General features: G+C 66.9%; 22 protein-coding genes and 1 other RNA gene. 19 read left to right on the top strand and 4 right to left on the bottom strand.

Annotated features, from left to right (window positions below):
- Positions 1-131: 131 nt before the first annotated feature.
- The 11 genes from DFR31_RS01880 (at position 132) to DFR31_RS01830 (ending at position 13,579) form a co-directional block, all read left to right on the top strand.
- Positions 132-581, top strand: a complete 450-nt coding sequence (locus tag DFR31_RS01880; RefSeq protein WP_121440967.1) for a Na+/H+ antiporter subunit E — start codon at positions 132-134, stop codon at positions 579-581.
- Complete coding sequence (locus tag DFR31_RS01875; protein WP_121440966.1) at positions 574-873, top strand: MrpF/PhaF family protein; 300 nt, start codon at positions 574-576, stop codon at positions 871-873. The genes DFR31_RS01880 and DFR31_RS01875 overlap by 8 nt, the downstream gene beginning before the upstream one ends.
- Positions 870-1,169 carry a monovalent cation/H(+) antiporter subunit G gene (gene mnhG, locus DFR31_RS01870; RefSeq protein ID WP_121440965.1) on the top strand — a complete coding sequence of 100 codons (300 nt, stop codon included), beginning with the start codon at positions 870-872 and terminating at the stop codon, positions 1,167-1,169. Before DFR31_RS01875 ends, mnhG begins: the two co-directional genes overlap by 4 nt.
- The gene (gene mbhE, locus DFR31_RS01865; RefSeq protein ID WP_121440964.1) at positions 1,169-2,113 is read left to right on the top strand and encodes a hydrogen gas-evolving membrane-bound hydrogenase subunit E; all 945 of its coding nucleotides are present in this window, start codon (positions 1,169-1,171) and stop codon (positions 2,111-2,113) included. The genes mnhG and mbhE overlap by 1 nt, the downstream gene beginning before the upstream one ends.
- Complete coding sequence (locus DFR31_RS01860; protein ID WP_121440963.1) at positions 2,110-2,403, top strand: NADH-quinone oxidoreductase subunit K; 294 nt, start codon at positions 2,110-2,112, stop codon at positions 2,401-2,403. The genes mbhE and DFR31_RS01860 overlap by 4 nt, the downstream gene beginning before the upstream one ends.
- Complete coding sequence (locus DFR31_RS14080; RefSeq protein ID WP_342767645.1) at positions 2,400-5,279, top strand: proton-conducting transporter transmembrane domain-containing protein; 2,880 nt, start codon at positions 2,400-2,402, stop codon at positions 5,277-5,279. The genes DFR31_RS01860 and DFR31_RS14080 overlap by 4 nt, the downstream gene beginning before the upstream one ends.
- A 292-nt stretch (positions 5,280-5,571) precedes the next feature.
- Positions 5,572-7,746 (top strand): catalase/peroxidase HPI, encoded by a 2,175-nt coding sequence (gene katG / locus DFR31_RS01850; protein WP_121440962.1) that lies wholly within the window; start codon positions 5,572-5,574, stop codon positions 7,744-7,746.
- A 184-nt stretch (positions 7,747-7,930) separates the two neighbouring features.
- Complete coding sequence (locus DFR31_RS01845; protein ID WP_121440961.1) at positions 7,931-8,866, top strand: AfsR/SARP family transcriptional regulator; 936 nt, start codon at positions 7,931-7,933, stop codon at positions 8,864-8,866.
- A gap of 28 nt (positions 8,867-8,894) precedes the next feature.
- On the top strand, positions 8,895-10,139 hold the full coding sequence (locus DFR31_RS01840) for a toxic anion resistance protein (RefSeq protein ID WP_121440960.1): 1,245 nt from the start codon (positions 8,895-8,897) through the stop codon (positions 10,137-10,139).
- A 76-nt stretch (positions 10,140-10,215) separates the two neighbouring features.
- Positions 10,216-12,663, top strand: coding sequence for an ATP-binding protein (locus DFR31_RS01835; protein ID WP_121440959.1), 2,448 nt, complete (start codon positions 10,216-10,218; stop codon positions 12,661-12,663).
- Complete coding sequence (locus tag DFR31_RS01830; RefSeq protein WP_121440958.1) at positions 12,656-13,579, top strand: universal stress protein; 924 nt, start codon at positions 12,656-12,658, stop codon at positions 13,577-13,579. Before DFR31_RS01835 ends, DFR31_RS01830 begins: the two co-directional genes overlap by 8 nt.
- Here DFR31_RS01830 and mnmM read toward each other — a convergent pair.
- The gene (gene mnmM, locus DFR31_RS01825) at positions 13,534-14,157 is read right to left on the bottom strand and encodes a tRNA 5-(aminomethyl)-2-thiouridylate-methyltransferase MnmM (RefSeq protein ID WP_121440957.1); all 624 of its coding nucleotides are present in this window, start codon (positions 14,155-14,157) and stop codon (positions 13,534-13,536) included. The two genes, DFR31_RS01830 and mnmM, sit on opposite strands and share 46 nt — an antisense overlap.
- A gap of 14 nt (positions 14,158-14,171) precedes the next feature.
- Positions 14,172-15,650 (bottom strand): glyceraldehyde-3-phosphate dehydrogenase, encoded by a 1,479-nt coding sequence (locus tag DFR31_RS01820; protein ID WP_121440956.1) that lies wholly within the window; start codon positions 15,648-15,650, stop codon positions 14,172-14,174.
- A gap of 188 nt (positions 15,651-15,838) precedes the next feature.
- Between DFR31_RS01820 and DFR31_RS01815 the strand changes: the two genes are divergently transcribed.
- Complete coding sequence (locus DFR31_RS01815; RefSeq protein WP_147436918.1) at positions 15,839-16,456, top strand: PilZ domain-containing protein; 618 nt, start codon at positions 15,839-15,841, stop codon at positions 16,454-16,456.
- 20 nt (positions 16,457-16,476) lie between these two features.
- On the opposite strand, the gene yidD is transcribed toward DFR31_RS01815, so the two are convergent.
- Complete coding sequence (yidD, locus tag DFR31_RS01810; protein WP_121440954.1) at positions 16,477-16,779, bottom strand: membrane protein insertion efficiency factor YidD; 303 nt, start codon at positions 16,777-16,779, stop codon at positions 16,477-16,479.
- Between the two features lie 127 nt (positions 16,780-16,906).
- Here yidD and ffs point away from each other — a divergent pair.
- From ffs to DFR31_RS01785, 5 genes are all read left to right on the top strand, one after another.
- Positions 16,907-17,003, top strand: an RNA gene (gene ffs / locus DFR31_RS01805) — signal recognition particle sRNA small type.
- Between the two features lie 107 nt (positions 17,004-17,110).
- Positions 17,111-19,120, top strand: a complete 2,010-nt coding sequence (dnaX, locus tag DFR31_RS01800) for a DNA polymerase III subunit gamma/tau (RefSeq protein WP_121440953.1) — start codon at positions 17,111-17,113, stop codon at positions 19,118-19,120.
- 39 nt (positions 19,121-19,159) lie between these two features.
- Complete coding sequence (locus tag DFR31_RS01795; RefSeq protein WP_342767644.1) at positions 19,160-19,483, top strand: YbaB/EbfC family nucleoid-associated protein; 324 nt, start codon at positions 19,160-19,162, stop codon at positions 19,481-19,483.
- A gap of 4 nt (positions 19,484-19,487) precedes the next feature.
- Complete coding sequence (recR, locus tag DFR31_RS01790; protein WP_121440951.1) at positions 19,488-20,087, top strand: recombination mediator RecR; 600 nt, start codon at positions 19,488-19,490, stop codon at positions 20,085-20,087.
- 47 nt (positions 20,088-20,134) lie between these two features.
- Positions 20,135-20,479 (top strand): histidine triad nucleotide-binding protein, encoded by a 345-nt coding sequence (locus DFR31_RS01785; RefSeq protein WP_121440950.1) that lies wholly within the window; start codon positions 20,135-20,137, stop codon positions 20,477-20,479.
- 50 nt (positions 20,480-20,529) lie between these two features.
- Here the strand turns inward: DFR31_RS01785 and DFR31_RS01780 are convergent, their stop codons facing one another.
- Positions 20,530-21,972 carry an HDOD domain-containing protein gene (locus DFR31_RS01780; RefSeq protein ID WP_121440949.1) on the bottom strand — a complete coding sequence of 481 codons (1,443 nt, stop codon included), beginning with the start codon at positions 21,970-21,972 and terminating at the stop codon, positions 20,530-20,532.
- 116 nt (positions 21,973-22,088) lie between these two features.
- Here DFR31_RS01780 and motA point away from each other — a divergent pair, with 116 nt between their 5' ends.
- Complete coding sequence (gene motA, locus DFR31_RS01775; RefSeq protein ID WP_121440948.1) at positions 22,089-22,946, top strand: flagellar motor stator protein MotA; 858 nt, start codon at positions 22,089-22,091, stop codon at positions 22,944-22,946.
- Between the two features lie 4 nt (positions 22,947-22,950).
- A complete protein-coding gene (gene motB, locus DFR31_RS01770) occupies positions 22,951-23,808 on the top strand; it encodes a flagellar motor protein MotB (RefSeq protein ID WP_121440947.1) in 858 nt (285 codons plus the stop codon).
- Positions 23,809-23,817 lie beyond the last annotated feature (9 nt).

The following is a 23,817-nucleotide window of genomic DNA, read 5'->3' as shown; positions in this document are numbered from 1 at the left end:
GGCCCGCCGTGCGGCCTATCGTATGGCTCCTGCGTTAATTGGGGGAGCATGGCTCAGGTCAGAGGGTAGACACCATCAGCATTATCGCAACGATTCGCCAACAACTCTGCAGCCCGGGGCTGTTCGCCCGCATGATTGGCTACGCCTTGGTCTGGTGGGTGTTGACCGGTGGGGATGCTGCCTCATGGGTGTGGGGGGTGCCGGCCGTGCTCGCTGCTGCATTGCTGAACCCCTTCCCCGCGAAGGGCCGGTTGCGCCTCAAGCCGTTGGTGCTGCTTCGCTTCTGCTCGGTCTTCGTCGTCTGGTCGGTGCGCGGTGCCGTGGATGTGGGGCGGCGCGTGCTGCGCCACGGGCGCCTGCTCACAACCACCTTGGTGGACCACCCCTGGGCGTTGCGCGCCCAGTCCGCGCGGATCTTTTTTGCCAACCTGATCAACCTCATGCCGGGGACGCTGTGCATCCAGATTACCGACTCGGTCATGACGGTACATGTCATCGGTGACCCGGAGCGAGCCCAGGCTGCGTTGGCGCATCTCGAGGCGATCGTGCTGCAAATGGTGGAGGCGGAGGACGATGACTGAACTGTTTGGGGTGCTGGCGGCGCTGTTGCTGTTGAACATCGTCGTCGGACTGGCGCGGGTGTTGCGCGGGCCATCGGCGGTGGACCGGATGCTGGCGTCCGAGATGTTCTCCACCTCTGCCGTGGCGATCCTGCTCCTGATGGCGTTCATCCTGGACAGGCGCGAGCTGCTCGATGTGGCGCTGGTTCTGGCGCTGCTGGCGGCCCTGGCGGTGGTGACCTTCGTGGGGCGCGTCTGGTCGGAACTGGCAGCGCCCACTTCTGATGACGACCAAGGGGGTAAGCAAGGATGAGTCTTAACCATTGGCTCGGTGCCCTGCTGGTCATCGCGGGCATGCCGTTTTTCTTCCTGGGCATGCTCGGGCTGCTGCGTTTCCCGGACGCCTATACCCGGCTTCATGCCCTGGCCAAGAGCGATAATGTCGCCTTGGGCCTGGTTTGTCTTGGGCTGGCGGTTTACTCGGGCAGCCTGATTACCGCCCTGAAACTGCTACTGATCTGGTTGCTGATGCTGGTGGCCTCGGCCGCCGGCGCCAGCCTGATCGGGCGCACGGCCCTGGCCCGGGGCATCAAGCCCTGGGGGGTGTAGTGGGCGCGCTGGTGCTGGTGTTTGACGGCCTGCTGGCCGCAGCCCTGATCTGGCTGGCCTGGCAGGCCACCCACACCCCGGGCCTCTTCCGCGCCGTCATCAGTTTCATCATCTTCGGTCTGCTGATGGCCTTGGCCTGGGTTCGCCTGGAGGCACCGGATATCGCTCTGGCCGAGGCGGCGATTGGTGCGGGTGCGACCGGGGCCCTGCTGCTCTCGGCACTCGGGCGCCTGGCGGTAACCGACGAGGCGGGCACACCCTGGCAGGAGCGCGGTGATCTCTACTTCTGGGTTCCCGCGGGGCTGGCCCTGCTGGGCCTGCTGACGCTCGCCGCCTGGCAGTTGCCCAGTCCCGGTCTCGGGGAGGAGGTGCAGGCATCCCTGGCAGAATCCGGGGTGGAAAACCCGGTTACGGCGGTGCTGCTGAATTTCCGGGCGTTCGACACGCTGCTCGAGATCGGCGTGCTGTTGCTGGCGACCGTTGCCATCTGGTCCTTGGGCCGCATGCCCGTCCCGGGCGTTCCCGCCATGACCTCCCCGGTGCTGCCCGCCCTGGGGCGGGTGCTCTTTCCCATGTTCGCATTGGTGAGCGTTTATCTGCTCTGGCGTGGCAGTCATGCGCCGGGGGGCGCCTTTTCCGCCGGTGCGGTCATGGGTGCGGGCGGCATCCTGACGATCCTGGCCGGCGCACAGCCCTGGCTGACCGGCAGCGCCTATGGTCCGTGGCGTATCCTCCTGTCCCTGGGGTTGGCTGCCATGCTCGCGGTGGCTTTGGGTGTGATCGCACTCGGGCAACCCTTTTTTGCTTACCCCACCGACCTGGCCGGGCCGATTGTGCTGCTGCTTGAGCTGGCCGCTGGGCTTTCGATCGCCATGTCGCTGGTGGCGCTCTACCTGGCCGGCCAGCCGCCTGCATCCTGTAACGGGGAGTCGATGCGCCGATGATCTACCTGGCGCTCGCCGGTGTGCTGTTCGTGATCGGTTTGCACGGGCTGTTCGTGGCCCGGCACCTGCTGCGCAAGATTCTCTCGCTGAACGTGCTCTCGGCGGCGGTATTCCTGCTGTTGGTGGCGCTCGCCCGTGAGGCCGACCCACTGGATGCGGTGCCCCACGCCATCGTGCTTACCGGCATCGTGGTCAGTGTCAGTGCGACGGCGGTGGCTTTGGTGCTGCTGGTACGCCTGTCGCTGCCACGGCGGGGGGAGGAAGAGGGCCCCGGGAAGGAGGGCAGGTGAGTCAGCCGGATATGCTGATGGTCTTGGTGGTGTGCCTGCCCCTGATCGGAGCGATCGCCACCTTCGTCTACCCGGTGCGTGCCGTCACCGTCACCGCGCTCTGTGCGGCCGGTGTGCTGGCGGCGAGCGCGGCGCTTGTCCATGCCGTCTGGCAGCAGGGCGCCTGGCGGCTGGACCTCGGGGGCTGGACCGCGCCGCTGGGCGTCGGCTGGCAGATCGATGGGGTGAGCGCGAGCCTGCTGCTGCTCACGGCGATGGTTTGTGCCGCCGGCGCCGCCCATCGCGCCGCGGAATCCGAGCAGTCACCGCTCTTCTGGCCGCTGTGGCTTTTTCTCTGGGGCGCGCTCAACGCGCTCTTCCTGTCGGTGGACCTGTTTAATCTTTACGTGGCCCTGGAGGTCTTGTCTCTCGCAGCCGTGGCGCTGATTGCCATGGCGGGCGGGGGGGCACTGCCGGCTGCGTGGCGCTATCTCTTGGCCTCGCTGCTGGGCTCGACGGTCTACCTGCTGGGCGTGGCGCTGCTCTACGGGCGCTACGGGATTCTGGACATCGGCCTGATTGCCGAGGCGTTGGTGCTGGATCTGCCATCGGCGCTGGCCGCCGCCCTGATCAGCCTCGGCCTGCTCCTCAAAGCCGCGGTGTTCCCTCTGCACTTCTGGCTGCCGTCGGCCCACGGGCGGGCACCGAGCGTGGTGAGCGCCGCACTCTCCGGTGTGGTGGTGGCCGCCGCCCTGTACCTGCTGGCAATGCTTTGGTTCGGCCCCTTTGCGGCCTTCCAGGGGACATGGCCTGGCGGTCTGTTCGGCCTCTTGGCCGTCGGCGCCATGCTCTGGGGCGGGACCATGGCGCTGATGCAGCGCCGCCTGAAAATGCTGATCGCCTATTCCACGGTCTCACAATTCGGCTTTGCCCTGTTGGTCCTGCCGTTGGCCGGGGGTGGGGCGGCCGACCTGGCCTGGCGCGGTGCGATGGTAATCATCCTGAGCCACGGTCTGGCCAAGGCCAGTCTGTTCCTGGCGGCCGGGTGTATCGCCCGCGCCTGCGGGCATGACCGCCTGGATGCCTTGGGCGGTATGGGGGCGGGCGTGGTGTTGCCCTGGTTGGCGCTGCTCCTGGCCGGTGCCAGCCTGCTGGGGTTGCCGCCCACCGGTGGGTTCGTGGGCAAGTGGTGGCTGCTGCAGAGCGCGCTAACGAACGGGGCCTGGCTATGGGTGGTTGCCATCCTGCTCGGGACAGTGCTCACCGCGGCCTATCTTTTCCGCATCTTGGCCGTATTGCTCCGCCCGGCGGGGCAGGGGCGGCAGGCCTTGGCGGGAGGGCGTTGGGCGGCACTGCCGGCACTTGTGCTGGCCCTGTCTGCGGTCGCTTTGGGAATGGCCCTGCCCGGCGGAGAGGCCCTCTCGCCGGCGTTGTCCATCGGCTTGGATGCGACCGCCCGCGGGTTCCTGTTGCCGGCGGTCCTGCTTTGGCTGCTGGCCGGCGCGTTCGCTGCTCGAACCCATGCGGTGCCGGCGCGCCGAGCCGCTTTCGCGGTCCTGTGGCTCGCAGCCCTGGGCGGGAATCTGCTGTTGATCCTGGCACAGGACCTGCTGACGTTTTACACCGGTCTGGCGATCATGAGTTTTGCCGCCTGGGGTCTGGTGGTGCATGAGCGCAGCCGGAAGGCGCTAAGGGCGGGCTGGCTGTATCTGGCCATGGCGATGGGGGCAGAGCTGGCGTTGCTGACGGCAGTGGCCTGGGCCGCCATCTTCCCCGGGTCGGGCGGGTCGCTCGCCTTCACCAGCGTGGCCGGTACCGCCCCACCGCTGTTGTTGCTCCTGCTCGGCTTGGGGTTCGGGGTGAAAATAGGGGTGCTCGGACTGCACGCCTGGTTGCCCCGGGCACACCCCGTGGCGCCCGTGCCAGCCAGTGCCGTGCTCAGCGGTGTGATGATCAAGGCCGGTCTGCTGGGGGCGTGGCGGCTGCTGGAACCGGGCACCGCCCAGGTCGCGGATCTGGCAGCGCCGTTGTTGGCGCTGGGTTTCGCCGGGGCAATCTACGGGGTCGTCATGGGCCTGAGAAGCGGCGCGCCCAAGGCCATGCTGGGCTGGTCCAGTGTCAGCCAGATGGGGTTGGCCACCGCAGCGCTGGGGCTCGTTGCCACGCCCGAGGTGAGCGCCGAGGCGGCCTGGCCGGTGTTGCTGTTATTCGTGGTCAACCATGGACTGTCCAAGGGGGCGTTGTTTCTGGGTGCCGGGTTGGTGCCGCAGTTGGGTGGGGCCTGGTGGTGGCGGGGGTGGTGGGTGCTCTGGCTGCCAGCACTGTCGTTGGCCGCCGCGCCGCTCACCGGCGGCGCGCTGGTCAAGGCGGCCTTCGAGATAACGGTGGAGGCGAGTGTTTATTCGGTTTGGGTGGTGCCGGCACTGGCTGTCACCAGTGTCGCAACCACCATGCTGATGTGGCGGTTCCTCTGGCGACTACATGCAGCCGGCCCGGGGCGGGGCGACACTGCGCACGAGGGCGGCCTCGGGCTTTTCCCGCCTTACCTGGCCCTGGTCGTGCTGGCGCTGGTGCTGCCCTGGTGGCATGCGGGGGCGGCGGAGCCGGGGCGGTATGCCCTGTCTGCCGGTGCGCTCCTGGAGGGGCTCTGGCCGCTGGCGGTGGGGGTTTTGCTGCTCGGCCTCTTGGCTCGACTCCCAAGTCGGACGCCTCGGGCGGGTGAGCCCGGCCGTACATTGGCCCGCCTTTTGCCGCCGGGCGGTCTGCAACGGGTTCGCGCATTGCGGCAGATCGTGATCGTCGAGCGCCGGCTGCATGGCTGGCCCGTGGTGGGCCGCATTGTCATGTGCTTGTTGTTGCCGTTAGCGTTTCTGCTCTGGCTGCAGGGCGGCGGGTAAGGGGCTGCAGGGACCGGGTTGGGAGGAGACCCGCGCCGATTTCAGCTCTACCGGACCAAGCATCGCGGTGGTTGAGTCAAGGAGGGCGACTACGAGAGAATCTGATTGTCCGCATCAATCAAAATCAGAAAATAAATATACGTGGACTATTGGTTCGAGAGAAAAAATATCTTTAACTACTAGGCGGGGGTTGATGTAAGGTCATCACAGACGGTTGGGCCGGAGACGCCGGCAGGAAGCCCGTCTTGATTCCATTCTGGAACCACAACATACCCTAGGACTGGAGGGTGAAATGGCAGAGCAACAGAGCAGCGGCAAGTGCCCGGTGATGCACGGTGCCTTGACCAAGGCTGGCGAAAGCAACATGGATTTTTGGCCGAACGCCTTGAATCTGGACATCCTGCACCAGCACGATCGCAAGACCGATCCGATGGGTGAGGACTTCGACTACCGCGAGGAGGTCAAGAAGCTGGACTTCGACGCGGTCAAGAAGGACGTCACCGAGCTGATGACTAACAGCCAGGAGTGGTGGCCGGCCGACTGGGGCCATTACGGCGGTCTGATGATCCGCATGACCTGGCACGCGGCCGGTTCCTACCGCGTGGCCGACGGCCGCGGTGGCGGCGGTACCGGTAACCAGCGCTTTGCCCCCATCAACAGCTGGCCGGACAACGCCAACCTGGACAAGGCGCGCCGCCTGCTGTGGCCGATCAAGAAGAAGTACGGCAACAAGCTGAGCTGGGCGGACCTGATCATCCTGGCCGGTAACGTGGCCTATGAATCCATGGGCTTCAAGACCTTCGGCTTCTCCTTCGGCCGCGAGGATATCTGGCACCCGGAGAAGGACACCTACTGGGGCTCCGAGAAGGAGTGGCTGGCGCCCACCGAAAACGAGAACAGCCGCTACGGCAAAGACCGCGAGTCCCTGGAGAACCCCCTCGCGGCGGTGATGATGGGGCTGATCTACGTCAACCCCGAGGGTGTGGACGGCAACCCCGACCCGCTGAAAACGGCCCAGGACGTGCGCGTCACCTTCGAGCGCATGGCCATGAATGACGAAGAGACCGTCGCTCTGACCGCTGGCGGTCACACCGTCGGCAAGTGCCACGGCAACGGCGACGCGGCCAATCTCGGCCCGGATCCGGAGGCGGCCGACGTAGAGGAACAGGGTCTGGGCTGGAACAACAAGGTGACCCGCGGCGTGGGTCGCGACACCGTTACCAGCGGCATCGAGGGTGCCTGGACCACCCATCCGACCCAGTGGGACAACGGCTACTTCCACCTGCTGCTCAACTACGAGTGGGAACTGGTCAAGAGCCCGGCCGGGGCCTGGCAGTGGGAGCCGAAGGACATCAAGGAAGAGGACAAGCCCGTTGATGTCGAGGATCCCTCCATCCGTCTGAACCCGATCATGACGGACGCCGACATGGCGATGAAGATGGATCCGGAGTATCGCAAGATCTCCGAGCGCTTCTACAATGACCCGGAGTACTTCAACGAGGTCTTCGCTCGCGCCTGGTTCAAGCTGATCCACCGCGACCTGGGCCCCAAGACCCGTTACATCGGTCCGGAAGCCCCGCAGGAAGATCTGATCTGGCAGGACCCGGTTCCGGCCGGCAAGTCCGACTACGATGTGGACGCGGTCAAGGCGAAGATCGCCGACAGCGGCCTGTCCATCAGCGAGATGGTTGCCACTGCCTGGGACAGCGCCCGCACCTTCCGCCAGTCCGACTACCGTGGCGGCGCCAACGGGGCCCGTATCCGCCTGGCGCCCCAGAAGGACTGGGAGGGTAACGAGCCCGAGCGTCTGAACAAGGTCCTGGGCGTGCTGGAGGGTATCGCGAAGGAAACCGGTGCCAGCATCGCGGACACCATCGTGCTGGCCGGTAACGTCGGGGTCGAGAAGGCCGCCAAGGCTGCCGGCGTCGATGTCACCGTACCGTTCGCACCGGGCCGTGGCGATGCCAGCCAGGAGATGACCGACGAGGACTCCTTCCAGTACCTGGAGCCGCTCTCCGATGGCTACCGCAACTGGGTGAAGAAGGACTACGCGGTTGCCCCCGAGGAGCTGATGCTGGACCGTACCCAGCTCATGGGCCTGACGGCCCCGGAGATGACCGTGCTGGTCGGCGGCATGCGGGTGCTGGGTACCAACCATGGCGGGACCAAGCACGGCGTGTTCACGGATCGCGAAGGGCAGTTGACCAACGACTTCTTCGTGAACCTGACGGACATGAACTATCGTTGGGTACCGGTTGCCGACAACCTGTACGAGATCCGCGATCGCAAGTCCGACGAGAAGAAGTGGACCGCCACCCGGGTGGACCTGGTCTTCGGTTCCAACTCGATCCTGCGCTCCTACGCGGAACTCTACGCCCAGGACGACAACAAGGAGAAGTTCGTCAAGGACTTCGTTGCCGCCTGGACGAAGATGATGAACGCGGACCGTTACGACCTGGAGGCGTAATCCGGGGCGCCCGACCCGGCGGGGCCGCCTTAGGCCCTGCCGGACCGGGGAAGCAGTACCGTGGTCGGGCCCGTTGCGGGCCCGATTGCGTTTCCCGCCTTGGTTTCCCCATCCATCGGTGTCCCCCGTACCCTGATCCGTGCCAAAGTAGGGCCATACGGTTCATTCAGGGACGTACTGCGGGATGCTCGGGTTTCTTCAGGGTTTTGCCTACGGCCTTTGGCTCTCCTGCCTGCCGTGGTTCATCGCCGGGTTGATCAACCCGCATATTGCCTTGCCCACGGCATCGCCCCGACGCTGGCAGCTCTTCCTGCGCTACTGGCTGGCTATCCCTTTTCTCGCCTTTCTGCTCTGGCTGACCTCGCTGTGGGGCGGCTTTGGGCCCAGCCTTGCCGGCTGGTTGACCGGTCTGGTAGCCATCCCGGCGGGTTTGTTCGTGGAGCGTCGCTGGCGCCGTTGGCAGGCCGCGTGGGTGGCCCGGCGGGCGGCGGTCGACCGACAGGCCGGGCAGGAGCAGGCGCGGGCCGAGGCAGAGCGCCGGGCCCGAGAGGCGCGCTTGCGCGTGCTGGACCCGGACCACCCCCCAGCCGGTGCCGATGACACCGTCCGGGCGCTGTGCCGGATCAAACGCGCGCTGCAGGAGCAGGGGCGTCGGGATCTGGCCGTGCAGGCGGACCGTCTTTACTCCCGCTATACCCACGTCATATCGGTACTGCACGGGCGGTTTGACGCCGAGGAGATGGCCTTCCGGCGGGCGCTCGGGCTGGTCCGGGAGGTGACCGGCTCCGCCATTGAACGCCTGGAGCGGGCCGTTTCACTGGTGGCGGGGGCGGCGCCCATTGATACCAACTTTGTGCGCCGACGCCTCGCCGAGACGAGTCTGGATGCCGGAGAGCGGCGGGCGCTGGAACGCCGACTCGCCCTGGCAGAGGATGCCGAACGCCAGGTGCGCGAGGCCGTGGCGGCCAACGAGGCGGCGCTGACCGCGCTGGATGATGCCGCCGTTTCGGTATCGCGCATCGACACCGGGCCAAGCCGACGGGCCCAGGCCGCCGAGGAAGCACTCAAGGAGTTGCATCGGTTTGCCGCTCGCGCGTCACAATACGAAGAACGCCCCTGAACCATCCGCCAACGCAGTGGAGCATGCCATGGCCAACGCCTCCGACGAAGACCAGACACAGGACTTCAGCCTGTCGCTACCTCCGGTGGATGAGATAGAGCGGGAGGTGGACCGGCAGACGGAGCAGGCGTCCGGAGCCGACCCGGAACTGATCCGCATGGCGGATCGTTTTGTTGAGGACGTGCTTGCGGCAACACCGGACGAGACCGCCGCGGGCCCGGGCGCACAACGCCAGCGCGCCGCCGTTGACAACATGGGCATCGAGGTCCAGCGCCAGGCCGCTCGCCGCAGCGAAATGCTGCAGGAACCTATCCGCAAGCTGGCCCACCAGGGCGAGGAGGGCGGTCCGGTGGCCCGTTCGCTGCTGGATCTACGGGAGCAGATGGCCGGCCTGGACCCCCGCGGGAAGGACCTGAGCCCCGGCCTGGTCGACCGCTTCCTCGGCCGTCTCCCCGGCGTGGGGACCCGCTTGCAGCGCTACTTCCGTAAGTTCGAAACCGCCCAGCAGGCGCTGGATGCGATCATCAGCAACCTGGAGGCCGGGGCGGCCATGCTGCGCCGGGACAATATCACGCTGGCCGATGACCAGGAGCAACTGCGCGAGATCCTCACCCAACTCGCCCGTCAGGTCGAGTTGGGCAAACTCATCGACGAGCGCTTGCAGGGGGAGGTCGGGAGCCTCTCGGCGGAAGCGCCCCGTCGGCGCTTCATCGAGGAAGAGCTACTCTTCCCGCTACGCCAGCGCATCGTGGACTTGCAACAACAACTGGCGGTCAGTCAGCAGGGTGTCCTGGCGCTGGAGGTGGTCATCCGGAACAACCGGGAGCTGATCCGGGGGGTGGACCGGGCGATAAACGTCACGGCGTCCGCGCTCAATGTGGCAGTGACCGTCGCCCTCGGACTGGCCAATCAGCGCCTGGTGCTGGACCGCGTGGAGGCACTCAACCGGACCACTTCCGAGATGATCTCCGGCACGGCGCGGGCGTTGCGCCAGCAGGGCGCGGAGATCCAGGGCCGCGCGGCGTCCGCCACCCTGGACATGGAGCAGCTGGAGTCCGCCTTCGGCGAGGTGCTGGGGGCGATTGATGCGCTCTCCCGCTACCGGCAGGAGGCCCTGCCCCGGCTGGATGAGCAGATTGATCGCATGGATCAGTTGGCGCGCAGGGGGCAGGCGGCCATCCATCGACTGGAGGCCGGCAACCAGGCTGATGCTACGGTGACCGCAGAGGCGGAGGGTGAAGCCCCGGCGCAGCGCCAGGAGCGCGCGGATTGAGCCGGATTGGCCGTGCCCCGCCAATACCGCAACGGGCGGGGAACCAGGCACTGCAGAACGGGAACAAGGAGCAGGCATGACATCGATTCAGCCCCTGAGCGCCGGGCAGCTTTACCGCTACTGCGACCCGGAAGCGCTGGGTTTCCGGACCACCGAGGAGTTGGAGCCGTTGGAGCTGCCCTGTGGCCAGCAGCGCGCCCTGGAGGCGTTGGATTTCGCCACCGGAATGCGCAACGACGGATTCAACCTCTTCGTGCTGGGACCGGCCGGCGTGGGCAAGCGCGAGTGGGTACAGCAATTCCTGGCCCACAAGGCCCTGGCGCGGGAGCAGCCCCGGGACTGGGCCTATCTCTATAATTTCGACGCCCCGGACCAGCCCCGCGCGCTGGCCCTGCCCACCGGGGTGGGGCGCCGGTTGAAGCGCGACCTGGAGGAGCTGACGGAGGAGCTGCGCAGTTCCATCCCGGCTACCTTCGAGAGCGACGAGTACCAGTCCCGGCTCCAGGAGCTGCAGCAGGCAGCCAACCGTCGCCATCGCGAGGCCATCGAGCAGATCCAGCGGGAGGCCGAAGAGGGGGGCATTGCGCTGCTCACGACGCCATCCGGCTTTACCTTCGCGCCCAAGAAGGACGGCGAGGTACTGAGCGCGGAGGAGTTTCAGAAACTGCCCGAGGAGGAGCGCAACGCCATCGAGAAGCGGGTGGAGCAACTGCAGGAAAAGCTGCAGTACTCCATCCAGCAACTGCCGCAAATCCAGCGGGAACTGCGTGAACAGGTCCGCCAGCTGAACGAGGAGATGGTGCTGGTGGCGGCGGGCGCGCCGATCGGCAACCTCAAGGATGCGTACAGCCACCTCGAACCGGTGGTGGCCCACCTGGACGCCGTGCGCAAGGACGTCATAGAGCACGTGGAGGCCCTGCAGGGGGACAAGCATGGGCGCCATTCCGCCATGGAGGCGGTGATGGAACGCTACCAGCTCAATCTGATCGTGGATAACGCCGAGCAGCAGGGGGCGCCGGTGGTCTACGAGGACCTGCCCCTGCATCAGCACCTGGTCGGGCGTATCGAACACTACGTCCACCAGGGCGCGTTGATGACCGATTTCACCCTGATCCGCGCCGGTGCCCTGCACCGGGCCAACGGCGGCTACCTGGTGCTGGATGCCCTGCGGGTGCTGCAGCAACCCATGGCCTGGGAGAGCCTGAAGCGGGCGCTCAGTGCTCACACCGTACGCATCCAGTCACTGGAGCGCCTGTATGGGCTGGCCAGCACGGTCAGCCTGGAGCCGGAGCCCATTCCGCTGGACGTGAAGGTGGCGCTGGTGGGGGACCGTTTCCTCTACTACCTGCTGGCCGCCTACGACCCCGATTTCCTCGACCTGTTCAAGGTGCAGGCCGACTTCGAGGACGAGGTGCCCAGGACCGACGAGAGCCAGCGTGCCTACGCCCGCATGCTGGCCACCATGGCCCGGCGCGACGCCTTGCGTCCGCTCACAGCGCCGGCGGTCGGGCGGATCATCGAACAGGCCGGGCGCCTGGCCGATGACCAGGAGAAGCTGACCGCGCAGGCGCGCATGCTGCGTGACCTGCTGATGGAGGCCGATTACTGGGCCGGGCGTGACGAGGCCGCGCAGATCGAGGCCGCGCACGTGGAGCGAACCATCGGGCAGCAGCGTTACCGGGGTGGCCGCATCCGTGAGCGCACGCTGGAGTTCATCGAGCGTGGCACGGTGATGATCGACACCACGGGCGAGGCGGTGGCCCAGGTCAACGGCTTGTCGGTGTTGCACCTGGGCGACCAGGCCTTCGGGCGGCCGACCCGAATCACCGCCACCGCCCGTGCCGGTCGCGGTCAGGTGCTGGATATTGAACGCGAGGCGAAGCTCGGCGGCAATATTCACTCCAAGGGGGTCATGATCCTCTCCCGCTACCTGGCGACCCGCTACGCCCGGGAGGGCGTATTGTCCCTGTCGGCCAGCCTGGCCTTCGAACAGTCCTACGGCGGTGTGGAGGGGGACAGCGCCTCCGTGGCCGAGTTGTGCGCCCTCGTCTCCGCTATCGCCGGGGTCCCGCTCCAGCAGTCGCTGGCTGTCACCGGTTCCGTCAACCAGCATGGCGAGGTGCAGGCTGTGGGGGGCGTCAATGAAAAGATTGAGGGCTTTTTCGAGGTCTGCGAGGCCCGCGGCGGGGTGGAGGGACAGGGGGTGTTACTGCCGGCCACCAATGTGCCGCACCTCATGCTGCACCGGCCGGTGCGCGAGGCCGTTGCGGCCGGCCGTTTCCACGTCTACCCCATCCGCCACGTGGACGAGGCGCTGGAGCTGATCACGGGCATGTCGGTGGGTGCACCGGATGAGGACGGCGTTTACCCGGAAGGCAGCCTGAACCGCCTTGTGGCCGACCGGCTGGCCGCTTTTGCCGAGTCGGTACAGCGTCACAGCGGCAAGGACAACGGTAACGAAGGCGACAGCGGGTCGGCGAAGCACCGGGAGGGTAACGGCAACGGCGGGGGCCGCGATGACTGAACGGCGGCGGCCTGAGGCACCCCCCCGCGCCAGGCTTTTCCGGCGCGCGCTGATTATGCTCGACGCCTCGCTGGCCAGCACCGAGGCACTGCGTGCTGCATTGACCCTGCTGCGGGACGGCGACGTGGAACTGCGGGGTCTGTATGTGGAAGATCGCGACCTGCTGCGTAGCGCCGGGCTGCCGTTCACGCGCGAGGTGGGTGCGTACACCGGCGTGGCGCGGCCCCTGGCCAGTGATACCCTGGAGGCGCGCCTGCAGGACCGGGCGCAGCTAGTGCGAGCGGCAATCCGCCGGGCGCTGGCCCACGAACGCCGGGAGGTCGCGTTACAGGTGTTGCGTGATCGGGTGGTGGCGGCCGCCCTGTCCGAAGCACGGGACAGCGACCTGCTGGTGCTTGGGCGCACCGGCTGGGCCAGTGGCCGGGCCCGCTCGCTGGGCTCCAACGCGCGGCAGTTGATTCACCTGGCGCCCTGCTCGCTGTTGCTGGGGACCTGGCCCGAACGCGCCGTCACCGGAATAGTGGTGCGGGCCGATGAGCACGCCGAACAGGCCCTGGACGCTGCCCTGCGGGTCGGTGGGGACGGACGCGAATACACGTTGCTCGTCTTGCCCCCGGAGACGGGTGAGCTCAAGGATCAGCGGTTGGCGGAGATTACCGACTGGCTGGAGACGCGAGGTGTCTCGGCCCGGCTGCGGGTGGTGTACCCGCCGGACGAGAACGGCCTGCTCAAGGCCCTATTGCAGGAGCAGATCGGTGCGTTGCTGATCAGTCGCACCCAGGACGGCAGCGAGGAAGAGCGAGGCATGATTACCCGGCTCCTGGAGCGGGTGGACCTGCCGTTCCTGCTACTGCGCGCGGGTGCCGTGGATCAGCCGGCAGAAGAAGCCGCGGGAGCACCCCCGGCGTCAGGCTGAACGTCGCGGGTGCCACACCGTGTCAGCAGCCACCAGATCGGCGCTTTCGGTGACCGGGCCGGGCCATCCGGCGCCTCGGGTTCAATGCCCCGGCTTCGGCACCAGTCGGCGACGGCATCGAACTCCGCCGCGCCGCCGGGGTGACCACGGTAGATCATCAGACTGATGACCCCGGCCGGGGCCAACGCTTCCCAGGCCGAATTCAGGGCGGCTAACGTGGTCTCCGGACGGGTGATAAGGGCGTGGTCACCCCCGGGCAGGTAGCCCAGGTTGAAAACCACCGCCTTCACCTGCCCCAGGGTCGTTGCGGGGAGGTGGCGGGACAAGGCCTGATGGCCGGCGTGTACCAGATTAACCCGGTCCGCCAGCCCGGCCTGCTGCAGGCGCTTCCGCGTTGCCATGAGGGCCTGCGACTGCACATCGAAGGCCCAGACCTGGCCCTGGCCGCCCACCTGCCGCGCCAGGAACAGGGTGTCGTGCCCGTTGCCGGCGGTGGCGTCCACCGCCCGGTCGCCGCCACGCAGGTGTGCGGCCAACCGGGCGTGGACCTGTTCCGTCAGCCGTGGACGACGGGACACCCTGCCAGCCCGCCTCAGGAGACGGCCTTCTCCGCCTCGGGCTGGGTCTCCCGGGGGAACTTCAGGAAGTGCACGTTGGACATGTGCTGCAGGATACGCACCACCTGGCAGCTGTAGCCGAACTCGTTGTCGTACCAGACGTAGAGCACGGCATTCTTGCCGCTGGCCAGAGTGGCCTTGGCGTCCACGATGCCCGCGTGGCGGTTGCCGACAAAGTCCGAGGAGGCCACCTCGGAGGAGTCCACGTAGTCCAGCTGCTTCTGCATGTAAGAGTTCAGCGACATGACCCGCAGGTAGTCGTTGAGCCCATCGGCGGAGACGTCCTCCAGCAGGCGCAGGTTCAGGATGGCCATGGAGACGTTCGGGATGGGCACCCGGATGGCGTTACCGGTGAGCTTGCCGGCCAGCTCCGGTACGGCCTTGGCCACCGCCTTGGCGGCGCCGGTCTCGGTGAGGACCATGTTCAGCGCGGCACTGCGGCCCCGGCGATCACCTTTGTGGTAGTTGTCGATCAGGTTCTGGTCGTTGGTGTAGGCATGCACCGTCTCCACGTGGCCGTGCTCGACGCCGTACTGGTCGTTCAGCGCCTTCAGGGCGGGCACGATGGCGTTGGTGGTGCAGGAGGCGGCGGAGACGATCCGGTCTTCGTCGCCGATGTCCTTGTGGTTGATGCCGAAGACGATGTTCTTGATATCGCCCTTGCCCGGGGCCGTCAGCAGCACCTTGGAGACGCCGTTGCACGCCAGGTGCTGAGAGAGGCCGTCCCGGTCCCGCCACTTACCGGTGTTGTCCACCACGATGGCGTTGTCGATGCCGTAGGTGGTGTAGTCGATCTCCGACGGGTCGTCGGCGTAGATGAAGCGCACCCGGTTGCCGTTAATGACCAGCGTGTTGTTGGCCTCGTCCACGGTGATGGAGCCCCCGAACGGGCCGTGCACGGAGTCGCGGCGGAGCAGGCTGGCACGCTTTTCCAGGTCGCCACCCTTGCCGCGGACCACCACCGCGCGCAGGCGCAGCAGGCTGCCACCGCCGGCCTTTTCCACCAGGATGCGGGCCAGCAGCCGACCGATGCGGCCGAAGCCGTAGAGCACCACGTCCTTGGGCTCGCCGGTGTTGCCCTCCGGATCGTGGCCGTCGACGATGTCGGCCAGCTCGCGGCGCAGGAAGGCCTCCACGTCGTCCTCGCCCGAGTTCTTGAAGGCCACGGCCAGCTTACCCACGTCCACGTGCGCCGGCGCCAGGTTCAGCGCGACCATTGTGCGCACGACGGGCAGCGTGTCGCAGACGGACAGCTCGGTGCCCTCGATTTTCTTGACGAAGCGGTGATCCTTCAGAATGCGTATCACGGACTGGTTAATCAGAGACCGGCCGTACAACGAGGTGACGATGTTGTACTTGCGGTAGAGGGTGCCGAGCAGGGGGATCATTTCCTCGGCACGGGCTTCGTTGTCCTGCCACTCCTGGAACACGGTATCGAGGTGTTGCTGGCTCACGGGTGACCTCTCTTGATTTTGATTGGTCTAGCGTCGGGTGACGGTTTAATGTCGCGCGCATTATGCTTTTTGCGGCCCCGGTCTGCAATTCCCGGGGCCCCGGCTGTGCACCAGGCCGCGGTCATGGGCGGCAGACCGGCTGGTTGCAGACTAAAATCAGGGTATTAGCCATACCTGAGGGGCCCATTGTGGTCAGACCAAATAGCCAGCTCACTGCGGAGGAGCGCGCCTTTCTGAGCGCCCTCTGGCAGGCACCGGCGGAGCGTGCCGAGAATTCCGATCTTCTTTGTCGGTTAATGCCGCAGGGAGATGCCTCGGCATTCTGGTCCTATTTTGCCGAGGACAGCCTGGAAATCATCGGGCGCCACGCCGCCTTCAGTTATCACTTTCCAGTGCGGATTCGTGGCGGTGGCCACGAACCGATGCACCTGGAAGTGGGGCCGCCCGAGATCCGCGATGAACGCCGGAAACCGCGGGCGTTGCGTATTCAGCCCCAGGGTGACGAGGTCTGCCTCCGGGGCAGGGCGGGGCAGCCGGGCTGTACCCCGGTGCTGGATATCTCCGCCAGCGGTATCGCGCTGCCGGAGGGGGTGTTACCGCGCCGGGGGCGGCCGGTGAACGTGCCCGAACTGGAATTGTTGCTGCCCGACGAGGTCCCGTTGCCGCTGCGGGTCAACCTGGCCCCCGGTCAGCGCCGTCGCCACCGCCTGGTGCTGAACCTGGACGCGCACGACAGTCGGGTGCAGAACGCGGTGCGCCGCTATATCTTCCGCGCCCATTTGCGCCAGGGTGGCGCCAGGGGCTGATTTCACGGGCATTCGGGGTATCAGGCATCCCGGTGATGCCCGGGCTTCCGGTCTTCGGGCGGGGCGCAACGACACGGCCCGGTGGTGCGGCCCTCGCTACCGGGTACCGGGTCGACGCCGTGCCCGCCCCAGGGGTGGCACCGCAGAAACCGCCGCAGGGCCAGCCACCCGCCGCGAAACGGGCCATGCAATTGCAGGGCCTCCACCGCATACGCCGAACAGGTGGGCCAATAGCGGCAACGCGGACCGATCATCGGGGAGATGACGTACTGGTAGAAGCGAACGATGCCGATCAGCAGGTAGGTTAGCGGATTTTTACGCATGGCGGTTGCGGTCCCATCGTCGGTCGGCTGGCCCGGCCCTTGGCCTGGCGGGGCTGTCATGTTAACGTCTTCGACCTGCCTGCCCAAGGCAGGGTCCGCACCAACCGGACCGCTACTATGGCGGTGGTGCCGGTCCCCTCGCGACGATAAACCGTGAATTCCGTCAGGCCCGGAAGGGAGCAGCGGCAGCGGTGGACTCGGGCGCCGGGGTGTGGCTGGTATCCGCCGCCTCCATCTATCCTCCCCCACGTCGGCTCACTGCCCTATCAGTGGCACTGTATCGCCGCCGCCCGTACACTTTGTAGCCTCGCTTCGCAGACAGCAGGAAACCATGGCTTACCAGGTACTCGCCCGTAAGTGGCGACCGCGCACCTTTGCCGAGATGGCCGGTCAGGAGCACGTGCTGCGCGCCCTGATCAACGCCCTGGAGCAGCAGCGCCTGCACCACGCCTACCTGTTCACGGGTACCCGCGGGGTGGGCAAGACCACGGTGGCCCGGATCCTGGCCAAGTGCCTGAACTGCGAGCAGGGCGTCGCGGCGGAGCCCTGCGGTAAGTGTGATGCCTGCCTCGAGCTGGACGCCGGCCGTTTCGTCGACCTGATCGAGGTGGATGCGGCATCGCGGACCAAAGTGGAAGATACCCGCGAGCTGCTGGACAACGTGCAGTACGCGCCCACCCGTGGCCGCTACAAGATCTATCTGATCGACGAAGTGCACATGCTCTCCGGGCACAGCTTCAATGCGCTGCTGAAGACCCTGGAAGAGCCGCCGCCGCACGTAAAGTTCCTGTTGGCCACCACTGACCCTCAGAAGCTGCCGGTCACCATCCTGTCACGCTGCCTGCAGTTCAATCTGAAGAACCTGCCCGGCAGCCTGATCGCGGAGTACCTGCGCACGGTCGTCGACCAGGAGCAGCTGGAAGCGGAGCCTGCCGCCCTGGCCCGGCTCGGTCAGGCCGCGCAGGGCAGCATGCGCGACGCCCTGTCACTGCTGGACCAGGCCATTGCCTTTGGCGCGGGCTGCGTGCGCGAAGGTGAGGTGTGCGCCATGCTCGGCACCATCGACCGGGGGTTCGTGCTGGAGGCGCTGGAAGCACTGGCCGACAGCGACGGTCAGGCCCTGCTCCAGGTGACCGCCCGGATGAGTGAGCGGGCACCGGACTTCGGTGATGCCCTCGACGAGATGCTCCACTGCCTGCACCAGGTGGCCCTCTGCCAGGTGGTGCCCGGCGCGGTACCCGAGGACCAGCCGGACGCGGAGCGGCTGAAGGCATTGGCAGCCCGCCTGCCTGCAGAGGATGTGCAGCTCTACTACCAACTGGCGCTTAACGGCCGGCGTGACCTGCCCCTGGCACCGGAAGCGCGGACCGGCTTCGAGATGGTTTTGCTCCGCATGCTGGCATTCCAGCCGGTGGGGGTGGTTGTCGAAGCCGAGCCGGGCGCCGCGGCCGAACCCGGCACGGCTCCGAAAGCGGCGGCGGGCGAGGCGGCTGCCCCGGCAACGCAACCGGCACGGCCGGAGAAGCCGGAAGTCGGCGGGGCAACGGCAAGCGGGGCCGACGCTCCCGACCAGCCCGCCTCGCCCCTGGACAGCCGGCGCGAGGCGTTGATGCGCGCGGCACGCGGCCAGATTGCGCCGGAGGCCACCGGCAGCGCGCAAGGGCCGGCCACCGGGCCAGCCCCGTCGGCTACCAAACCCCCCAAGGCGGGGCCCGCTGATGCCCAGCCGGCCCCGGAAGGGGTGGCGCCGGAGCCGGACGCCCCGGAGCCGCCGCCCTGGGCGGAGGGCCCGCCACCAACCGATGACGAGCCCCCACCCTGGGGAGAGCCGCTTGCGTCGCCGCAGGCCGATGCGCCCTTGGCCGCGGAACCTGCACGGCCGGACGATGCCGAAGGGGAGGACGGCACGACGGTCGCGCCGGTCACGTCAGCGCCGGGCCAGCCACTGGAGATCACCGCCGATAACTGGCCCTGGACGGCGCGCGCGCTGCCCTTGGAAGGCGCTCTCCGCCAGTTTGCGGCCCACTGCGAGTGGGTCGGCGAGGAGGAGGGCCGTGTTATCCTTCGGCTGGACGAACAGCACGAGATGCTGCGTACTCCGGGTCTGGAGTCCGAGTTCAGCGCCGTGCTTGGCGAAGCCCTGGGGCGGGCGGTCCGCCTGGACATCCGCCAGGGCGCGCCACAGCGTGAGACGCCGGCAGCGGTGGCTCGCCGGGAGCGGGCAGAGCGGCTGCGTGCCGCGCAGGCATCGCTGGAACAGGACCCGAACGTCGCCGGGCTGCGCCAGCGCTTCGGCGCGGAACTACTGCCGGACACTATCAGGCCCCACGACGGGGCCTGAGTCAGATTCAACTGCAACCCCCGATATGAGGATCAAGTGATGAGGGGCGGAATCGGTAACATGATGAAGCAGGCCCAGAAGCTCCAGCAGGAGCTTCAAAAGGCCCAGGAAGAGATCGCCAAGATGGAAGTCACCGGCGAGTCCGGTGGCGGCATGGTCTCCGTGACCATCAACGGCAAGCATGAGGCCCGTCGGGTCAACATCGACCCCAGTCTCTTCGAAGACGACCGCGAGATGGTCGAGGACCTGGTTGCCGCGGCCTTCAACGATGCCGTGCACAAGCTGCAGCAGGAGAGCCAGTCGCGCATGTCCGGGCTGAGCGAGGGCATGGGCCTGCCCCCGGGTTTCAAGATGCCTTTCTGAGGCGATGCGCTACTCGCCGCTGATCGACCAGCTCATCGAGAGCCTGCGCTGCCTACCCGGCGTGGGGCCGCGCTCGGCACAGCGCATGGCCTTCCACCTGTTGCAGCGGGAAAGGGACGGGGGGCGCCGCTTGGCCGGTGCCATCCGTGACGCGGTGGACCAGGTGGGGCAGTGCCGGCAATGCCGCGTCCTCACCGAGGAGCCGGTTTGCGGCCTTTGCAGCAGCGACAAACGTGATCGCGGGTTGCTCTGCATTGTGGAGGGCCCGGCGGATGTCTTTGCATTGGAGCAGGCTACCGGCTACCGCGGGCTTTATTTTGTGCTGATGGGGCGTCTTTCTCCGCTGGATGGCGTCGGCCCCGAGGCGCTGGGGCTGGACCTTCTTGAGGAGCGGCTGGCCGGGGGCGAGGTCCAGGAGGTGATCCTCGCCACCAGCCCCACTGTCGAGGGTGAGGCCACCTCCCACTACATCGCGGAACTGGCGCACGAGCACGGCGTACGCACCACCCGCATTGCCCATGGTGTGCCTATGGGTGGTGAACTGGAGTACGTGGACAGCGGCACGCTGTCCCACGCCTTCGCCGGCCGTCGGGATTACGATTGAGCCCGACGAACCCGGCGCGCCGAACGACCTGGATTCAGGAGCTGAATATGAGCGACTGCCTTTTCTGCCGCATGGTATCGGGCGAGCTGAAACCGGATGTGGTCCATGAAACCGACGACGTCCTGGCCTTCCGGGATATCAATCCGCAGGCGCCGCTGCACGTGCTGGTAATACCGAAAAAGCATATCGCCACGGTCAACGATATCCAGATCGAGGACGAAGCCCTCATTGGCCAGCTCTACCGGGCGGCCGCGCACGTGGCCCGGCAGGAGGGCGTGGCGGAGAAGGGGTACCGCACGGTGATGAATTGCAATGCGGATGCGGGTCAGGAGGTGTTCCATCTGCACTTGCACGTGGTGGGCGGGCGCAAGCTCAAGTGGCCTCCGGGCTGAAGCCACCGCCTCGCCAACTGGATGCGCATGGCCGCGCGGGCGCGGTCGTGTCAACTGAGGTGGTGCTTCTCTTCGGCGAGCGCCTGCAGGCGCTGGGAGCCCAACTCACAGATCCGGCGGAATTCCCGGGCGACCGCCGCGGTCAGCCGGCAATCGGGAAAGTGTCGGTCCGCGTATATCACGCCGGCGAGGCGCCCATGGACCGGGATGGCAGCCAACAGGCAGGGCTGGCCCCCATTGAAGGTCTGCAGCGCCCCCGGTAGGCGATCCTCCGCCCGTTCCGCCTGGCAGATGCGATAGGCGGGCGGGTTTGCGGTGATCTCCCGGAGCAGCGGCGAGGCCGCCGTCGACACGGTCAATTCATGGAGTCGGGGGTCGCCGAGCGCCCCTCGCTGCAGATAGAGCTGCAACTCGCCGCCCGTCCGGGAGGGGCGGAGAAAGAGTGTGCGGTTCAACCCCAAGCCGTCGTGCAGTCCCGTAAGGATGAGACTGATCATCACGGCTTCGCGGTTATCCAGTCGGTGACGGGTGAGCAGCTCCAGCCGGGCCCGGTCAAATTCGCTGTTTCGGAGTTCGTCCTCCACCCGCGCGCGGATATCCGGGCGGGGTGCCAGGCAAAACCCGGGGGTACCCGGTGGTGCAGTAGGGCGGTCATCCAGCCCCAGGGTCGGGCTCCAGCCCACCGGGTCCGGCGTCTGTGCGTGAATGGTGCGCGCGGTCTCCAGGGTCGTGGCGCGGGCGTGCCCGGGTTCGCCACCCAGGTAAGCATCCAGGGCGTCGAACATGGCCGGCAGCTGCGCCGAGGCCAGTTCGGTTTCTGCCACTCGCGCCAGGCGCAGCGCGAGGGAAAGCGCCTGAGTGCGTTGCGATAACGGGCGCACGCCGCTGAGATCCTCCAGCGCCAGATGGGGCAGTCGCCACCGGTTGCCCAGGCTGACCGCCAGGTCCTGCAGGGTGAAACCGAGCACTGCAGTCTCCGCCTCGGCATCCAGCCGTGGATCGGCGGCGAGGGCATCCACCTCCGCCATGGTCTGGGGCGCGTGCGCACGCAACATCAACTCCCCGACATGCCTCAGCAGGGTCGCGTCCGCCACTTCACTGGGGCGCAGGTCGTGGCGCTGCCGCACCCATTCCTGGGCCTGACGGGCGGCGTGCACGGCCCTGGCGTGGCAGCGGAAGTAACGCTCCAGCGCGGGGCCGGAGAGCAGTTCGTCCCCCCGGGGCAATTCGGACCAGCTGGCCTCAATGCCGTTTCGGCCCAGCATGATCAGCGCCTCCTCCGTACCCTCAAGGCGGGAATCCAGGTGCCGGTGGCGCACGCTGCTCGCCCGCCGTAGCAGGCCCAGTACCGCTGCCGGGTCCTGTTGCAACTGCCAGGTGAGCTGGGCGCTGGTGGCACCGAAGTCCGGGGCCAGGGCAGGGTGGCGGGGCAGGACCTCGCCGTCGAGGCGCTCCACCCAGTCCAGCAGTCGGTTCGGTGTGGTCATGCTCATTCGGCGGCGCTCCCGTCATTATCCCTAATAATTGGGGCGGATTGGCCGCTAGTATATACTGGCGCGCCACACATGCGCGGCAGAATCAGGTAAACGGACGGGACGGCCCCGAACCCATGAAGCTAATTCTCGGCATCATCATCGTTCTCGTCTCCGTCATGGTCGGTTATACCGCCCACGGGGGCAATCTGGCGGTACTCTGGCAACCCTTTGAAGTGCTGATTATCTTCGGGGCGGCGGGTGGGGCCTTCCTCATCGCCAACCCGATGAAGGTGATTAAGCACGTTGTGAGCAGCGTGCCGAAGATCATGGGTGGGCCGCCGTACCGAAAGCAGCACTACATGGACCTGCTGGCCCTGCTCTACGAGGTGTTCCAGAAGACCCAGCGGGACGGCCTGCTCTCCATCGAGCAGGACGTGGACGCACCCCACGAGAGCGAGCTTTTCCAGAGATACCCCTCCGTGCTGAAGGATCCTGACGCGCTGCACTTCCTGTGTGACTACCTGCGCCTGATGGTGGGGGGCAACATGAACCCCTTCGAGCTGGAAAACCTGATGGATGTGGAGTTGGAGACGCACCACGAGGAGGCGGAGCTGCCGGCGCACGCGGTGAACCGCGTGGCGGACGCCCTGCCGGGGTTCGGTATCATCGCTGCGCTGCTCGGCATCGTCATTGCCATGGGCGAGATCGACGGGCCGGTGCAGCAGATCGGCTCCCTGGTGGCGGCGGCGCTGATCGGTACCTTCATCGGTATCCTGGCCGGCTATTCCATCGTTGGGCCCCTGGGCGTGGCCATGGAACACCGTGCCCGGGAGAAGGCCAAGTACCTTGAGGTCATCAAGGTGACCATCATGGCCATCCTCAACGGTTACAAGCCGGTGGTGGCAGTGGAGTTCGGGCGCAAGGCGATGTACGAGGCGGAGCGGCCCAGCTTCGAGGAGCTCGAGAACCACGTGAAGGGGGAGAGCACCTAGGCCGATGGCGGGCTTTGAGGACAACCGGACCCGGCCGATCGTCGTCAAGCGGGTCAAGAAGGTGGTCGGCGGCCACCATGGGGGCTCGTGGAAGGTGGCCTTCGCCGACTTCATGACGGCGATGTTTGCCATGTTCCTGGTGTTGTGGATCGTTACCGCTATGGACGACCCCCAGCGGGCTGCAGTGGCGGACTACTTCCGCAACCCCACGTTGGTTGACGACGAGGGGGCGGAATCGGCGCCCTCCATGATCGACCTGGAGGGCGGCTCACCCACGCCTTTGGACCTCGGGGAAAGCCCTACCCCCATGGATCAGGCCCGGCAGGACGGGGCCTGGATCAGCGAAGGGGAGATGCGTGACCTGCTCCAGCAACTGGAGGACAAGGTGGCCGAGCAGGAGGCGTTGGCCGAGTACCGGGACCAGATCATCATGGACATGACCCCGGATGGCCTGCGGATCCAGCTGGTGGATGCGGAAAACCGGCCGATGTTCGACCTTGGCAGCGCCGAATTGCGCAGTTACGCGCGGGAGATCATCAGCGGCCTCACCGAGGTGCTCGAAGAGGTCCCAAACGCGTTGCGGATCTCCGGCCATACCGACGCCCGGCCCTTTATCGGGCGACGCGACTACAGCAACTGGGAGCTTTCCTCGGACCGGGCCAACGCGGCGCGCCGGGCGCTTACCGCGGATGGAATCCAGCCCTACCGCGTGTCCCAGGTGGTGGGGCTGGCGGAAACGCAGCCGTTCGACGAGGATGACCCACTGGACGCGATCAATCGCCGGATCAGCATCATCCTGCTCACCCGGGAGGCCGACCAGGCTTTGCGCCAGCCCGAGGCCGTCGCGCCGGAAGACCTGTAAGCACCGGCC

This window comes from Alkalispirillum mobile (assembly GCF_003664325.1).
GTDB classification, from domain to species: domain Bacteria; phylum Pseudomonadota; class Gammaproteobacteria; order Nitrococcales; family Halorhodospiraceae; genus Alkalilimnicola; species Alkalilimnicola mobilis.
Note: the sequence above shows the minus strand (reverse complement) of the source record. Positions and strands in the feature narration are given on the sequence as shown.

Coding starts and splice junctions, on each gene's coding strand:
- DFR31_RS01830 (WP_121440958.1), top strand. CDS start 12,656: ATGACTGAACGGCGGCGGCCTGAGGCACCCCCCCGCGCCAGGCTTTTC.
- DFR31_RS01780 (WP_121440949.1), bottom strand. CDS start 21,972: ATGAGCATGACCACACCGAACCGACTGCTGGACTGGGTGGAGCGCCTC.
- DFR31_RS01795 (WP_342767644.1), top strand. CDS start 19,160: ATGAGGGGCGGAATCGGTAACATGATGAAGCAGGCCCAGAAGCTCCAG.
- recR (WP_121440951.1), top strand. CDS start 19,488: ATGCGCTACTCGCCGCTGATCGACCAGCTCATCGAGAGCCTGCGCTGC.
- DFR31_RS01840 (WP_121440960.1), top strand. CDS start 8,895: ATGGCCAACGCCTCCGACGAAGACCAGACACAGGACTTCAGCCTGTCG.
- DFR31_RS01835 (WP_121440959.1), top strand. CDS start 10,216: ATGACATCGATTCAGCCCCTGAGCGCCGGGCAGCTTTACCGCTACTGC.
- mnhG (WP_121440965.1), top strand. CDS start 870: ATGAGTCTTAACCATTGGCTCGGTGCCCTGCTGGTCATCGCGGGCATG.
- katG (WP_121440962.1), top strand. CDS start 5,572: ATGGCAGAGCAACAGAGCAGCGGCAAGTGCCCGGTGATGCACGGTGCC.
- DFR31_RS01875 (WP_121440966.1), top strand. CDS start 574: ATGACTGAACTGTTTGGGGTGCTGGCGGCGCTGTTGCTGTTGAACATC.
- DFR31_RS01785 (WP_121440950.1), top strand. CDS start 20,135: ATGAGCGACTGCCTTTTCTGCCGCATGGTATCGGGCGAGCTGAAACCG.
- yidD (WP_121440954.1), bottom strand. CDS start 16,779: ATGCGTAAAAATCCGCTAACCTACCTGCTGATCGGCATCGTTCGCTTC.
- DFR31_RS01860 (WP_121440963.1), top strand. CDS start 2,110: ATGATCTACCTGGCGCTCGCCGGTGTGCTGTTCGTGATCGGTTTGCAC.
- DFR31_RS01880 (WP_121440967.1), top strand. CDS start 132: ATGATTGGCTACGCCTTGGTCTGGTGGGTGTTGACCGGTGGGGATGCT.
- DFR31_RS01845 (WP_121440961.1), top strand. CDS start 7,931: ATGCTCGGGTTTCTTCAGGGTTTTGCCTACGGCCTTTGGCTCTCCTGC.
- motB (WP_121440947.1), top strand. CDS start 22,951: ATGGCGGGCTTTGAGGACAACCGGACCCGGCCGATCGTCGTCAAGCGG.
- motA (WP_121440948.1), top strand. CDS start 22,089: ATGAAGCTAATTCTCGGCATCATCATCGTTCTCGTCTCCGTCATGGTC.
- dnaX (WP_121440953.1), top strand. CDS start 17,111: ATGGCTTACCAGGTACTCGCCCGTAAGTGGCGACCGCGCACCTTTGCC.